The 14,765-nt window shown below is 28.4% G+C and carries 16 protein-coding genes; 4 read left to right on the top strand and 12 right to left on the bottom strand.

Annotated elements, in window-relative coordinates; translation table 11 throughout:
* The first annotated feature begins 65 nt into the window (after positions 1-65).
* Positions 66-929 carry a class II fructose-1,6-bisphosphate aldolase gene (fba, locus tag GFJ41_RS12400; RefSeq protein ID WP_021431687.1) on the top strand — a complete coding sequence of 288 codons (864 nt, stop codon included), beginning with the start codon at positions 66-68 and terminating at the stop codon, positions 927-929.
* 56 nt (positions 930-985) lie between these two features.
* On the opposite strand, the gene rlmD is transcribed toward fba, so the two are convergent.
* From rlmD to GFJ41_RS12350, 10 genes are all read right to left on the bottom strand, one after another.
* Positions 986-2,344: a 23S rRNA (uracil(1939)-C(5))-methyltransferase RlmD gene (gene rlmD / locus GFJ41_RS12395; RefSeq protein ID WP_142730569.1), complete on the bottom strand. Its 1,359-nt coding sequence runs from the start codon at positions 2,342-2,344 to the stop codon at positions 986-988.
* Between the two features lie 23 nt (positions 2,345-2,367).
* The gene (locus GFJ41_RS12390) at positions 2,368-3,090 is read right to left on the bottom strand and encodes a pseudouridine synthase (RefSeq protein WP_170075467.1); all 723 of its coding nucleotides are present in this window, start codon (positions 3,088-3,090) and stop codon (positions 2,368-2,370) included.
* Between the two features lie 16 nt (positions 3,091-3,106).
* Positions 3,107-3,436: a DUF1904 domain-containing protein gene (locus GFJ41_RS12385; protein WP_024619959.1), complete on the bottom strand. Its 330-nt coding sequence runs from the start codon at positions 3,434-3,436 to the stop codon at positions 3,107-3,109.
* A gap of 148 nt (positions 3,437-3,584) precedes the next feature.
* A complete protein-coding gene (locus tag GFJ41_RS12380; protein ID WP_021428520.1) occupies positions 3,585-4,070 on the bottom strand; it encodes a hypothetical protein in 486 nt (161 codons plus the stop codon).
* A gap of 23 nt (positions 4,071-4,093) precedes the next feature.
* Complete coding sequence (locus GFJ41_RS12375; RefSeq protein ID WP_021428469.1) at positions 4,094-4,654, bottom strand: 5' nucleotidase, NT5C type; 561 nt, start codon at positions 4,652-4,654, stop codon at positions 4,094-4,096.
* Positions 4,655-5,045: 391 nt separating this feature from the next.
* Entirely contained in the window at positions 5,046-5,837 is a 792-nt protein-coding gene (locus GFJ41_RS12370; protein ID WP_170075466.1) for a hypothetical protein, read from the bottom strand.
* 72 nt (positions 5,838-5,909) lie between these two features.
* Positions 5,910-6,602, bottom strand: a complete 693-nt coding sequence (locus GFJ41_RS12365; RefSeq protein ID WP_035116991.1) for a metallophosphoesterase — start codon at positions 6,600-6,602, stop codon at positions 5,910-5,912.
* A 105-nt stretch (positions 6,603-6,707) separates the two neighbouring features.
* Positions 6,708-7,502, bottom strand: coding sequence for a GTP pyrophosphokinase (locus GFJ41_RS12360; protein ID WP_021428441.1), 795 nt, complete (start codon positions 7,500-7,502; stop codon positions 6,708-6,710).
* A 58-nt stretch (positions 7,503-7,560) separates the two neighbouring features.
* Complete coding sequence (locus GFJ41_RS12355) at positions 7,561-8,466, bottom strand: MBL fold metallo-hydrolase (protein ID WP_170075465.1); 906 nt, start codon at positions 8,464-8,466, stop codon at positions 7,561-7,563.
* Positions 8,467-8,476: 10 nt separating this feature from the next.
* Complete coding sequence (locus GFJ41_RS12350) at positions 8,477-9,205, bottom strand: YkgJ family cysteine cluster protein (protein ID WP_170075464.1); 729 nt, start codon at positions 9,203-9,205, stop codon at positions 8,477-8,479.
* A gap of 87 nt (positions 9,206-9,292) precedes the next feature.
* On the opposite strand from GFJ41_RS12350, the gene GFJ41_RS12345 reads away from it, so the two are divergent.
* Positions 9,293-9,541, top strand: a complete 249-nt coding sequence (locus tag GFJ41_RS12345) for a hypothetical protein (RefSeq protein WP_021428389.1) — start codon at positions 9,293-9,295, stop codon at positions 9,539-9,541.
* 222 nt (positions 9,542-9,763) lie between these two features.
* Positions 9,764-10,102 carry a hypothetical protein gene (locus GFJ41_RS12340; protein ID WP_021428442.1) on the top strand — a complete coding sequence of 113 codons (339 nt, stop codon included), beginning with the start codon at positions 9,764-9,766 and terminating at the stop codon, positions 10,100-10,102.
* A 109-nt stretch (positions 10,103-10,211) separates the two neighbouring features.
* Here the strand turns inward: GFJ41_RS12340 and adhE are convergent, their stop codons facing one another.
* Positions 10,212-12,842, bottom strand: a complete 2,631-nt coding sequence (adhE, locus tag GFJ41_RS12335; protein WP_170075463.1) for a bifunctional acetaldehyde-CoA/alcohol dehydrogenase — start codon at positions 12,840-12,842, stop codon at positions 10,212-10,214.
* A gap of 234 nt (positions 12,843-13,076) precedes the next feature.
* Positions 13,077-13,679 (bottom strand): DUF4230 domain-containing protein, encoded by a 603-nt coding sequence (locus GFJ41_RS12330; protein ID WP_021428438.1) that lies wholly within the window; start codon positions 13,677-13,679, stop codon positions 13,077-13,079.
* Positions 13,680-13,787: 108 nt separating this feature from the next.
* On the opposite strand from GFJ41_RS12330, the gene GFJ41_RS12325 reads away from it, so the two are divergent.
* Positions 13,788-14,735, top strand: a complete 948-nt coding sequence (locus GFJ41_RS12325; RefSeq protein WP_170075462.1) for a manganese-dependent inorganic pyrophosphatase — start codon at positions 13,788-13,790, stop codon at positions 14,733-14,735.
* Positions 14,736-14,765: the final 30 nt, after the last annotated feature.

Below are 14,765 nucleotides of genomic sequence, written 5' to 3'. Positions count from 1 at the left end.
ATACATAACTTTTTAACAATCTTATTATTGTTATTAAAGTTAATTTTCTTATGGAGGTTTTTAATATGTTAGTTTCAGCTAAAGAAATGTTAAACAAAGCTAGAGAAGGTAAATATGCTGTTGGTCAATTCAACATAAATAACTTAGAGTGGACTAAAGCAGTATTACTTACAGCTCAGGAAAACAATTCTCCAGTTATACTAGGGGTATCTGAAGGTGCTGGTAAGTACATGGGTGGATATAAAACTATAGTTGGTATGGTTAATGGAATGTTAGAAGAATTAAATATAACAGTTCCAGTAGCTCTACATTTAGATCATGGTAGTTATGAAGGAGCATTAAAAGTAATAGAAGCAGGATTCTCTTCTGTAATGTTTGATGGTTCTCATTATTCTATTGAAGAAAATATAGAAAAAACAAAAGAAGTAATAAAAATAGCAAATGCTAAAGGGATATCTGTAGAAGCAGAAGTTGGTTCTATAGGTGGAGAAGAAGATGGTGTTGTTGGTGCTGGTGAAATAGCTGACCCTAATGAATGTAAATTAATAGCTGATTTAGGTGTTGATATGTTAGCAGCTGGTATAGGAAACATACATGGTCAATATCCAGAAAATTGGGCTGGATTAAACTTTGATGCTTTAGAAGCTATAAACAATGTTACAGGAGACATGCCATTAGTTTTACATGGTGGAACAGGTATACCTGCTGATATGATAAAAAAAGCTATATCTTTAGGTGTTTCTAAAATAAACGTTAATACAGAGTGTCAATTAGCTTTCGCTGCTGCTACTCGTAAATATATAGAAGAAGGAAAAGACCTACAAGGTAAAGGTTTTGACCCTCGTAAAGTTTTAGCTCCAGGATTTGAAGCTATAAAAGCTACTGTTAAAGAGAAAATGGAATTATTCGGTTCTATAAACAAAGCTTAATATATAAATTGAAAGCTATCTCGTAAATCGAGATAGCTTTTTTAGTTTATATTATTTTAATTTTTCTTATATAATTTTACAATTGTTTCAACATGAGGAGTATTTGGGAACATGTCCATGCATTTAACCTTTTCTACCTCATATCCATATTTTTTAAACTCTACTAAGTCTAATACTAAAGTTTTTGGATTACAAGATATATAAACTATTTCTTTAGAATCAAATTTTGATATATCTCTTATAGCATCTTTATGAACTCCTGGTCTTGGTGGATCTACTATTATTATATCTGGCTTAGCTTTTAATTTATTAACTGTTTTAGCTACATCCCCTGCTATAAATTCACAATTTGTTAAGTTATTTAACTTTGCATTTTTATTTGCAGCTTCAACAGCTTCCTCTATAATCTCTATACCATAAACCTTTTTAGCTTTTTCAGCCATAACTTGTCCTATTGTTCCAGTCCCACTATATAAGTCAAATACTACTTTATCATTATGTTCCCCGACAAACTCTCTAGCTATTTTGTATAATTCTTCAGCACCTTTAGTGTTTGTTTGGAAGAATGAGAATGGAGATATCTTAAATTTAAGGCCTAAAAGTTCTTCTTGTATATAATCTCTTCCATGTAAAACTATTAGTTCATCACAATTAACTGCATCTGCTAACCCGTCATTTATTGTGTGTAATATACTTACTAAATCAGCTTTTAAGTCTAAGTTTAGAAGCATATCTTTATATTCTGTCATGTCGAAATCTTCTTGAGATGATGTAACGATGTTAACCATCATTTCATTTGTATTTATACCTTTTCTTACTACAAGATTTCTTAAATAACCTTTATGACTCATATTTCTGTAATAAGGTGTATTCTTTTCGTTAAAATATTCTACTGTAGATGTTAAAACATTTATAAAGTCATTGTCTACTAAAAAACATCCATCAACAGTTAAAATATCAATATGCTTCCCTTTTTTGTGTAATCCTAAAGTTAATGGTCCATCTTTCATTTCATCTCCGAAAGTATACTCCATTTTGTTTCTATATTCTTTAGTTTGAGGACTTTGCTCGATACCTTGGAAGTTAAATCCAAATATATCTTGCTCTAAAAATAAATCCATTACTTGTCTTTCTTTTATTTCTAATTGTTTTTCATAAGGCACAGATAACATACTACACCCACCACATACGTTAAAATGCTTGCATGGTGTTTCAGTCTCTAGTGGTGAACTTTCTAAAAGTTCCATCATTTTTACTTCAGCTTTTCCACTTTTAGTTTTTTTAACCGAAGCCTTAACTTTTTGTCCAGTTATCCCGCCTTTCATATATATGTCTCTATTTCCTAAACGACTTACTGATGTTCCTCCAAATTCCATTTTATCTATCTCAAATTCTATAATATCTCTTCTTTTCACTCTTTAATCCTCCGTATACAAAATTATCTTTCTTCTATTAATTTAACTTCTTCTTCTGTTAATTCTCTATATTCTCCCAACTCTAAACTTTCATCTAGATTTAGTTTTCCCATAGAAAGTCTCTTTAAGTACGTAACTTTTTTGTCTACACTTTCAAACATCCTTTTTACTTGATGAAACTTACCTTCATGTATAGTAAGTTCTATTTTAGATACGTCTCCACTTTCAAGAATAATAAGTTCTGCTGGCATAGTTTTATAGCCATCATCTAATATTACTCCTTCTTTAAAAGCTTTTATATCATCTTCTGTTACAACTCCATCAATTTCTGCAAAGTAAGTTTTAGGAACATGACTCTTTGGTGATAAAACCCTATGTGATAATTGTCCATCATTAGTTAATACTAATAACCCCTCAGTATCCTTATCTAACCTTCCTACTGGAAACGGTTCAAATGCTAATGATTTCTTATCTATCAAATCTAAAACTATAGGATCATGTTTATCAAAAGTAGCTGATATATACCCCTCTGGTTTGTTTAACATTAAGTATATAAATTCTTTATATTCTATAGTTTCTCCATCAAAATTTATAATATCTTTATCCGTATCAACTTGAAGACCCGGGTTATTTTCTATTTTCCCATTTACTTTAACTAGTCCATTTTTGCAATCTCTCTTTATTTCAGCTCTACTTCCATAGCCTAGGTTAGAAAGTACTTTATCTAATCGTTGTTTTTTAGCCATAATCTGTACCTTCCTTTTAAAAATGTTCTCCATTTTCATAATACTTTTCTTTCTCAAAGACTGTAAAAGCTAAATCCATACTTTCTACATCTAAATTATTTCTTATACTATCAGTTATAATTTTAGCAACTACATCTTGAACTTCCTGTCCTCTATCAAACCATGCAACTTCTACAAAAGGATATACCTCTGCAATCTTCCCATCTCTTATAGCAACTGACTTTATACACTCTATTTCAAAATAATCTCTTGGGCATTTAACTGCTTCAACTAATTTATCTATCATATTCTCGCTTATTTTACATACATCAGTTTCATTTATTCCTCTTATTTTTATTTGTGGCATCCCATTTCCGTCCTTTCTTTTATTTTTATTCATCTTATTTTATAGGTATTATTATACTTTTAATTTTTCATTATTACAATTTATATTCTTTTACATTAAAATGGGGGTGTCTTAAATGTTTTTATTTAAGGCATCCCCAAAACTATTTTTAACTATAAAATTTAGAATCTCCATTTAATTGTTTTTTTCCTATTAACTCAGTCAAGCTAGTAAGTGATGCAATGCTTATATCTTTAAAGCTTATTACAAATACCAACTTAAAATCTGTAAATGTTTCATCTATACTATACACATTAAAAAAGCATCTTATATCATCATTTAAATACTGTTCTCTTAAATCCGACTCAATTTCATCTGTAATATCTTTTACAAAAGCTCTTACATCTTCAAATAATATTTGAAATTCTTCTACAGTAGCTTCTTCACCTAGTTCTTCGAGTAGTTCATTAATCTCTTCTACTGAAAACATACTATCATCTAACTGACAATCAAATGCCATTATGCTGTCTTCTTTTATATCTTTAGATATATCTTGAACACTAATAAAGTCTTCACGTTCACTTAACATGTGTTTTATATCTTTACTTTTTATACTTATTGTTTGTTTTTTATTATTTATTTTAACTTCTAACAACTATCTAGCCCCCCACTTTAAGTTTATTGGAGACTTAATATAAATGCCTTTATATCATCCCAATTTTTTACTCTTATTATATTTTCATTTTCAATATTCTTGTTATAATTATTGTCTAATAATAATACAGTTAATCCTTCAGATGCCAATTGTTCAGCATTACTTGGATTATCTTCTATAAATATATTACATTCTAATTCTTTTGCTTTACTAACTTTGTAATCACTTCCTAATAAGTGTACATCTATATATCCTAAATCATTATCAGATAGCCATCCTGTAGTTATATCCTTCAATATCTCACTTCTAGCTGTAACAAAGTACAAGTTATGATTTTCATTTAATTCCTTTATAACTTCTTTAGCTCCATCTACAACATTAGCTTCTTTGTAAGCATGAATGAAATCAGTGTGGAATGATTGTAATAAATCATCTAGTTCTACTTGATATAATTCTTCTAACTTATGTGTTACACAATCTTCTTCTGTTATTTTTTTATTGTACATATCATTTAAGTACGGAATAAAATGATATGGATTAGTTATCGTTCCATCTATATCTATGCATATATTTAACTTTCCCATTTTTACCTCCAAATAAAACTTTATATTATTGTAGTTAACACATTATAACATACTAGATATTATAAATCAAAATAACACTATTTAGTATATGTTTGTGTTTTAAAAAAATTCACTTTGGTTACTTATTATGTCTAAATAATCTATAATTCTAAGCGTAAGAAATTCACTTCGTTCATGTCGTCAACGTCCACTCGGTAAACTCGTGTCCCGTTACTCAAACGACTTCGTCCGTTGCTCAAAAAGCTTTTTTACGCTCAAAGTATATAATCTTGTTATAAATAAATTTTATAGGTTATCTACAATTTTTAGTAAGTATCCTCTTCTTTAAGCGTAAAAAAAGCTTGTACAATACAAGCTTTTTATGTTCTACGTTAAACATTATATCAAATTTCTATAAACTTTTTATTGTATCTACAAAATTTTTAATTTCCTTATCAGATAAGCTAAGATATTCTTTTATCTGACTTATATACTTTAAGTTTTTAGTTTTTAACATGGTTTGTGCACATTCCATAGCTTTGCCCCTTAAAATATAAGCCTTTTGTACACATATTTTAGAATATTCTAATTGGTTAGTCGCATCTTCATTAGAAAGTTTAGGCACTTCCATGTCTTCATAAGTTTGCACTACTTCATCACACATTTCTTTAGCATATGCAACATCTTTTTTAGCTTTGTTTATAGTATTAACATTTATATCTAAATTTTTAGTATTTGGAAGGCATTCCCTCATAGGTACTAATGCTTTTCTTTCTATTTTATATATTTCACTTTTAAAGTTTTGTACGGTCTCTTTATCACTTTTTTGCATAGATACACTATCTACTTCATTTGTATTAGATTCTTCTTTCTTAAAATCATTCTCTGTATTTGAAGATTGCTTTTCACTATTTTCAACTTTCTTAGTTTCTTTTAACTCCGATTGTTTATCTTCCATTTTTTCATTTTTATATTTGCTTTCTTGGTTATCTTCATACTGTTCATTAAAAGCATAACTTCTATATTCTAAAATTTCTTCTATTTTATTTATCGTACTTATATATATATTACAGATTACTATAACAGTGGCAACTACTACATACATACCTCCATACATACTCGCCCTTTTGAAATCTTCTTTGTTTTTAAACAAGACCCACAAAGGCAATATATATAAAAGTAAAATTACTAATGCCCATCTCACATTAACAACTCCTTTACCTAAAGTTTATATTTCAGGTTTGATATATTAATAGTATTTACCATATTTTATTAATTAATCCATAATTTTTATCAAATTAAAATCTACATAATCACAAGATACCAAATTATATTCAACTTCATTTCTAATTCCCTTTAATCCCATTTTAAATGATTCTTTTCCATGTAAATGCCCATATACCACTTTTTCAACTCCGTAAGACTCATATATTTCTGTAAATAAAGATGGATCTAATTTATCATTAGTCGGTGGGTAATGTGTTATAACTATTATCTTTTTAAATCCAGCCTTCTTAGCTGCATCTAAAGAAAGTTTTAGTCTATGAGCTTCTCTTTTATAAATTTTCTCATCATCTTCTGTAAATTTAACATCATTAGGGCATATCCATCCTCTAGTTCCACAAATTGCATATTCTTCATATTGATAAAAGTTGTTTTGTAAGAAACTCATATCATCATATAATTTATTTAATTTTGCTACTGTCGTCCACCAGTAATCATGGTTTCCTTTTACATATATCTTTTTTCCAGGAAGATTATGTATTATATTTAAATCTTCTTCTGCCTCGTTCATATTTATAGCCCAAGATGTATCTCCAACAATTAATACTGTATCTTCTTCATTAACTTTACTTTTCCAACTATTAATTATCTTCTCTTCGTGATTATCCCAGTTATCTCCAAATATGTTCATAGGCTTATTAACAGCAGTTGAAAAATGTAAATCTCCTATTGCATATAAACTCATGTTAATGTCCTTTCTAAATTATATTTGATTTTCTTAAGCGTAAAATTCGCTTAGCCCATGTAGCTAACGACTTAGTCCGTTGCGTAAAAAAAAGAAGCGAGATTACTACCCTCTTCTTTTTTTATTATACCCTTCTAAAAGGGTATCTATCTCATTTTTTAAAGCTAGTATTTCAGTTATATCTCTTTCCGTATCAATCCTATCTAATCTTCTTTGATATACTATAGCTTTATGAGTTTCACCTAAATCGTAAAGCTCTTGTATTTTTCCTAAAACATCTCTAACCGTTATAGATTTAACTTGATACATAACTTGAGCTTTCATTATATGCTCTCTAATTTCGCTCATCTCTTGATCTAATAAAAATGCTGCATCAGCCGCTCTTCTCAATCTCATAGCTAAATCCTCTGGTATATAGTGTTCATATTTATATTTTAAAGAATGCTCTATCGTAGCCCAAAAGTTCATAGCTAGAGTTCTTATTTGAATTTCACATAGAATTTCTTTATATCCTAACGCAGTGTTTATAGGATATCTTATTATTACGTGGTAACTTCTATATCCACTATCTTTAAAGTTTTCAATATAATCCTTTTCGTAGACTATCTCCATATCGTTTCTTGATTTTATAAGATCTACTATAGTATATATATCTTCAACGAATTGACACATTATCCTTATTCCAGCTATATCTTCCATATCTTCCAAATTAGCAATATCTAGCCTCTTTGCCTTTGATATTATGGATGAAATTTTTTTAGTTCTTCCCGTTACAAACTCTATAGGAGAATACTCTCCTCTTTTTAAAAACTCTTTTCTTGTATTCTTAAATTTAACTTTCAGTTCTTCCACAGCGTGTTCATAAGGAACAAGTATCTTATCCCACTTTTCGTATTCCATTATTTCTCACCCTTTATTTTCAGATTTGTCAACTTCTATATTTTAACATAAATTATATTCATTTTGTATAATAAAGAACATCTCCATCTTCTATAAAATATTTAATTTCACCTAATTTATTTAGGTAACTTATCATTCCAACCAACGTTGACTTAAAGAAGTAATATTCCTTATAATTATAACTTAAATTGTTTTCATTCAATATAATTTTCAAAATAGACTCTAAGCTTGTAGGCTCTTTCATTATATTTCTTATTTGATTTAAATATTTATTTACTGACTCTCTATGTTTCTTTAATAAGTCTAATGTTTCAAATTTATCTAACTCTTTTTTGCAATGACCTAACACAGCATATTCAAAATCTATTGTCTGTAATAAATCCAATGAATTTAAATATGCTTCTACATCAAATATAAATAATAAATCAAACTTATATAAAAGTTCCTCGCCTACTAGCATGTCTCCTAAAAAAAGCACCTTATCTTTAGTTAGTACTCCTATTGAACCAGCTGTATGGCCTTTTAAATCAATTATTTCTATATATTCGCCATTTATATGTAATTTTCCTGGTTTTATGGTCCTATCTATACTTACATTTTTCATATTTTTACTCATTAATATATTATCAAAAAATTCATTAGTATTTCCACCCATTATATATGTAGAAAATAAGATAGGATTATCTATATACAACTTTGAATAGAAACTAGACATATTTACTAAATTAGGGTATTTTTCTTTAAATTGATATCCCGCTCCATAGTGGTCATTGTGTTCATGCGTGTTTATCATCCATTTTATGGTTATTCCTTCTTTTTCTAAGTCTCTAATTATATTTCTAGGTCTAACACCTGGAAGCCCTGGATCTATAATCAAAGCACTTTTATCATTAAACACATAAACCCCAGTGTTTGTTCCTCCTCTTATGTAAAAAGAGTTTCCTTTTATATTTTTAAATCTCATTAGAATCACCTTACAATACTATTGTTTTTAATCTATCTAAAGCACACTTTCTTACGCTCTCATCTTTTGATACTCTTATTTTTATATTATAAGCTGTATCTTCGTATAATAATGATTCTATAAAATACTCTACGATACCTCTATCCTTGAATTCTATATTCATTATTCCTTTTGAATAAATTTTCGAATCTAATACCATCATAGAATCTGCAAAGTTAAGTCTTTCATCTTTTCTCAAATATCTATCATTTGGTTTAAATGATTCACAGTAATTTATTTTAAAATTCACAACATCATTGTTAATTTCAAATTTATATTTATCTTTTATTAAAGATGCATACTCTTTATTTCTATTACTTATATTTTCTAAGTTTGAGTTATAGTCCTCTTTTGTCCAGTGTCCATATATTCTGCAATTTAAAGGTCTAACTTCATAAATTAAGCATCTATTATTTTCATCTTTAAATGGACAAGGACTCTTTTTTACATATTCTAAGAAATAATAATCTATAACCTTACTCAAACATTTTTTTCTTAAATCTTCATCAAGGCTTAAATAATGGTATATATTTATAAATTCAATTAAATTTATACCTACTGATTCCATACAACAATTACCACACCCTGTACAATTTCCATTAGGTACAGATTCATATACTTTATTTAACTCATCTATTAAATTATTTTCTTTTGCAAAATCTATGCTTTTCTCTATATCAATCTTTTTTAGGCTAGCCATTATTAATACTCCTTGTTATAATTATTAGGTTAATACAAACACTTATTATAACATATTTTTTCGAAACTTATTAGGAGGTACTTTTATATGAATAGATATACAAAAGTTATAAATATGATGGAAAGTTACTATACAAAAGATTATGAAAAGAAGAAAAAAAACGTAACTAAAGTTAGGGAAGTAAGAGAAGATACTGTTAGAAAATTCTTCTTACAAGGTGATTGCGAAGTTTTAGTAATATTAGAAGATAGCGGCAGAGAAATACTATTAGATGATTTTTCTTCAGAAGAAGATATAAAAAAATACTTAGGCCCTAAATTTATAAATAAAAAATAATTCTTTCTCCCTAAAATTTTAGGGAGTTTTTTTGATTTTTGTGTTATAAAACTTAAAATTGAGGTAATAATATAATATATAAATATTTAAACAATATTTAACTCAATCTCCCCAATTGTGAGCTTTCGTTCCCCCGATGAAAGCTCTTTTTTATTATAATATTGATATTTAAAATTTTTGGAGTATAATAGTTTATTAATAACTATTAAGGAGTTGTTGTTTATGATTAAAATAGGAAATTTAAATTTAGATACAGAATTTGACTATAGAATTATAAGAGAGGAAGATAACGATATAGACTTATTCATTGATATTAATTATAGAAGTTTAGATATAGATTGTGGCGATAGTAGCATTTTCTTTGCATCAAGGTTACAATTTCCATTCGTTAGATCAATAATACTTAGATTCAATAAATTAAATAATTTAATGACAGTACATCTTATGAGAGATATTGATTTATTCTCTGCATTCGCAAACTTTGAAATTGATTACTCAAATTCAAGTATATCTATTAAAAACGATAAGGAAAAAGTAATTTTTACTAAACAAGCACTATAATTGTAAATAAATAAGGGGGCCTTAATAGGCCCCTTTATTTATTACTTATAATCAAAGTATAGTATACCATTCTCTGCTAGTCAATTTATTTTCTGAAAATTCTTATTTCTTATTTTTTATCAACTTTTCCAAATGCAGTTAAGTATATATCTTTTAATTCTGATACAAGTGGATATCTTGGATTAGCTGGTGTACATTGATCATCAAATGCGTCTAAAGCTAACTTATCAACTGCAGCTTCAAAATCTTTTCCACTTACTCCACATTCAGCAATTGTTCTTGGTATATTAAGTTCAACTAATAATTTATTTACAGCATCTATTAAACTAGCAACGCCCTCTTCTGTAGTTTTAGCTTTTAACCCTAAGTATCTTGATATTTCAGCATACTTCTTATCAGCTACAAATGATTTATATTTAGGGAATGCTGAGAACTTAGTTGGTTTAGTTGCATTATATCTTATAACATATGGTAATAATATTGCATTAGATCTACCATGTGATATATGGAATTCTGATCCTAATTTATGAGCTAATGAGTGATTTATTCCTAAGAATGCATTTGCAAATGCCATACCTGCCATACATGATGCATTGTGCATTTTTTCTCTTGCCTCTTTGTCACTACCATCTTTATATGCTCTTGGAAGATATTCAAATACCATTTGTATAGCTTTTATAGCTAATGCATCTGTATAATCTGTAGCCATTACTGACACGTACGCTTCTATTGCATGAGTTAATACGTCTACTCCTGTATCTGCTGTAACAGCTTTAGGAACTGTCATAACAAAGTTAGGATCTATTATTGCTATATCTGGAGTTAGCTCATAATCTGCTAAAGGATATTTTACGTTATTAACTTTATCTGTTACTACTGCAAAAGATGTAACTTCTGAGCCTGTTCCTGAAGTTGTAGGTATAGCTACCATTTTTGCCTGTCTTCCTAATTTAGGGAACTTAAATACTCTTTTTCTTATATCCATAAACCTTAGTCTTAAATCATCAAAGTTCACTTCAGGATTTTCATAGAATAACCACATACCTTTAGCTGCATCCATTGATGATCCTCCACCTAAAGCTATTATAGTATCCGGTTTAAATTGTCTCATAACATTTGCCCCATTTAATACTGTATCTACTGATGGATCTGGTTCTACATCTGAAAATACTTCTATCATAACTGGGTTGTTTCTCTTTCTTAAATGATAAGTTAATTTATCTACATATCCTAATTGAACCATCATTCTATCTGTAACTATCATTACTCTATTAGTATCTGCCATTTTCTCTAAGTAGCTAACTGATCCAAATTCATGGTAAACTCTCTCTGGTATTCTAAACCATTGCATATTATTTCTTCTCATAGTAACTTTTTTAATGTTTATTAAGTTTACTGCTGATACATTGTCTGTTGTTGAGTTATTACCCATAGATCCACATCCTAACGTTAATGATGGCATATTTACATTATATATATCACCTATTGCTCCATGAGTTGAAGGTGCATTTACAAGTAATCTACCTGTTCTAACCTTTTTCCCAAACTCTAGTATTATATCGTCGCTATTTGAATGTATAACTGCAGAGTGTCCAAGACCGCCAAATTCTGTCATTTCTACACATTTTTGTATTCCTTCTTTATATCCTTTTACTTTATAACAAGCTAAGACTGGACTTAATTTTTCTTTAGATAATGGATAATCATATCCAACTCCTTCAAGTTCAGCAACTAATATTTTTGCATTTTTAGGTGCATTCTTTATACCTGCCATTTGAGCTATTTTATAAGCACTTTGTCCTACTATGTCAGCATTTATTGTACAACTCTCTTTGTTTATAACTAATCCTTCTAATAATTCTTTTTCTTCTTTATTTACGAAATAGCAATCATAAGATTTCATTAATCCTACCACTTCATCATAAATTTCTTCATCTATTATTACAGCTTGTTCTGATGCACATATCATTCCATTATCAAATGTTTTTGACAATATTAAATCATTTACTGCTTGTTTTGCATCAGCTGTTTTTTCTATATAACAGGGTACGTTCCCTGCTCCTACTCCTAAAGCTGGTTTTCCAGAAGAGTATGCAGCTTTAACCATACCTGGTCCCCCTGTTGCTAATATTAATGACACTCCATCATTTTTCATTAAAGCGTTTGAAGCTTCAATTGATGGCTCTTCTATCCATTGAATACAATCTTTTGGTGCTCCTGCTGCTATAGCTGCATCTCTAACTATTTTAGCAGCTTCAGATGAAGACTTTTGAGCTGATGGATGGAAGCTAAATATAATTGGATTTCTACTTTTCATAGCTATTATAGATTTAAACATAGTTGTTGAAGTTGGGTTTGTTACAGGAGTAACTCCTGCTATAACACCTATAGGTTCTGCTATTAACTTATAATTTTCTTCTTCATTTTCCTCTATAACACCAACTGTTTTTTTGTACTTTATACTATTATAAACGTACTCAGTTGCAAATATGTTTTTAGTTACTTTATCTTCGAAAACTCCCCTTTTAGTTTCGTCTACAGCAAGTTGAGCAAGTTCTATATGTTTATCAAGACCTTTAATTGCCATTTCTTTAACAATCTTATCTACAGCTTCTTGATCTAACTTCAGCATCTCAGCTTTAGCTATATTAGCTTTTTTAACTAAATCGTTAACCTTTTCAGATGCTGTCATTTCTTTTAAACCATTCATATTCACTACCTTTTTAGCTTCTTTAGTCATTTTAAAATCCTCCCAAGATATTAGTTGATTTATATCAATGTTAGTTAATTAACAAACTTTATGTTTATATAATATATCCTGAGAAAACAATTGTCAATGATTTTTCGTTAATTTTTTATCTATTTGTTAAAATATTTTTTAAAATGAATTTTAAAAGCCTATTTTCATGTAATTTTTTGTATAAAAAAAGCTATTGATTATTAGATCAACAGCTTTTTTTATAAATTCCAATTACTATTCTTTAAAATTTATAATAACTTCTTTATATCCTAAATTTTTTAGATTACCTTCTAAATTTTTCTTTATACTAATCTTAACTTCCTCTAAAAACCCTTCATCTATAACTTTCTTTTCATATTCTTTCTTGCTATTGGATAGTTCTTTTAAAACCTCATTTACCTCAACTCTATTGAATAGTGCATTTTTTACATCATATATATATACATTTTCTTCATCTATATAGTGTTCTATTATCCCCCACTTATTAATGTTTATAGTTATTGAATTTCTTGTGTTGTTTGCAATTGTTATGTCTTTTAAGTTTACCCCACCCTTTACTATACCATTGTACTTTATAATAAAAGATTTTTCTGTGAATGGGATTTTAATATTTTTAAAACTTTTATCCTTAGTAATAGTAACTATATTGCTATAATTGTACTTAGAAGTTGAAAGTTCTGCTACTTTTTCTATTGTATTTAATACCTTAGATGTGTCCTGTGGTGGTTTTTCGGAAAAAATTAGTCTTGATGAAATTATCCCCCCTATTAAAATACCTATAAATATAAACAGTATTAAAAGTTTATTCTTATTAATTTTTTTGTGTTTTTGTAGCAAATTTTTCCCTCCTTTTGATATAATATAAGCTACGATTAAAGTTTTTAATTTTGTTAACTTAAGAAAAATTAATCCATAAATTTTTTTAAATATGAAAGGAGATTTAAAATGACTTTATTAGTTTTCGGTCATAAAAACCCAGATACAGATTCTATCTGTTCATCAATATCATTAACATACTTAAAAAATCAATTAGGAAATACAGCTAAAGCTTACGCTTTAGGTGAAGTAAGAAAAGAAGCTCAGTACGTTTTAGACCACTTCAAAGTTGAGGCTCCAACTGTATTATCTTCTATATCAAATATATGCAAGGATGATGCTAACTTAGTACTAGAAGGTAAGCCTCAAGTTGTACTAGTAGACCATAATGAGTACGGACAAAGTATAGATGGTTTAGAAGATGCTGAATTAGTTGAAGTAGTTGATCATCATAAATTAGGAGGAATGCAAACTTCTACTCCTTTATCAATGAGATTAATGCCTGTTGGATGTACTTGTACAATAATAACTCAAATGTTTAAGGAAAATAATATAGAAATACCTTATGAGATAGCTGGATTATTAATGTCTGCTATACTATCAGATACTTTATTATTCAAGTCTCCAACAACTACAGATATGGATAAAAAAGCTGTTGAAGAATTAAATAAAATAGTTAAAGTAGATGTTGAAAAATATGCTATGGATATGTTTAAAGCTGGTTCTTCATTAGATGGATTTACAGTTGAAGAAATAGTAAATATGGATTTCAAACCTTTTGATATGGAAGGTAAAAAAGTTGGAATAGGACAAGTATTTACTTTAGACATAGATGCTGTTCTTAATAAGCAAGCTGAATTCTTAAACTATATAAACAGTACTGATTTCGATATGTTAGTATTGGCTATTACAGATATAATAAAAGAAGGATCTTATCTAATATACAAAGCTGAAGATAAAATAATATCTGATGCATTTAGTGTTAATGCTTCTCAAGGAGTGTTTGTTGAAGGAGCTGTTTCTAGAAAGAAACAATTAGTTCCAAATTTAACAGAAGCTGTTAAGAAAAACATATAATAAAAAAGGAGTATCCTTAGATACTCCTTT

The sequence above is a fragment of the Paraclostridium dentum genome, assembly GCF_012922555.1.
GTDB lineage: Bacteria > Bacillota > Clostridia > Peptostreptococcales > Peptostreptococcaceae > Paraclostridium > Paraclostridium dentum.
The sequence above is the reverse complement of the archived record's forward strand: the minus strand, read 5'-3'. Positions and strand labels throughout refer to the sequence as shown.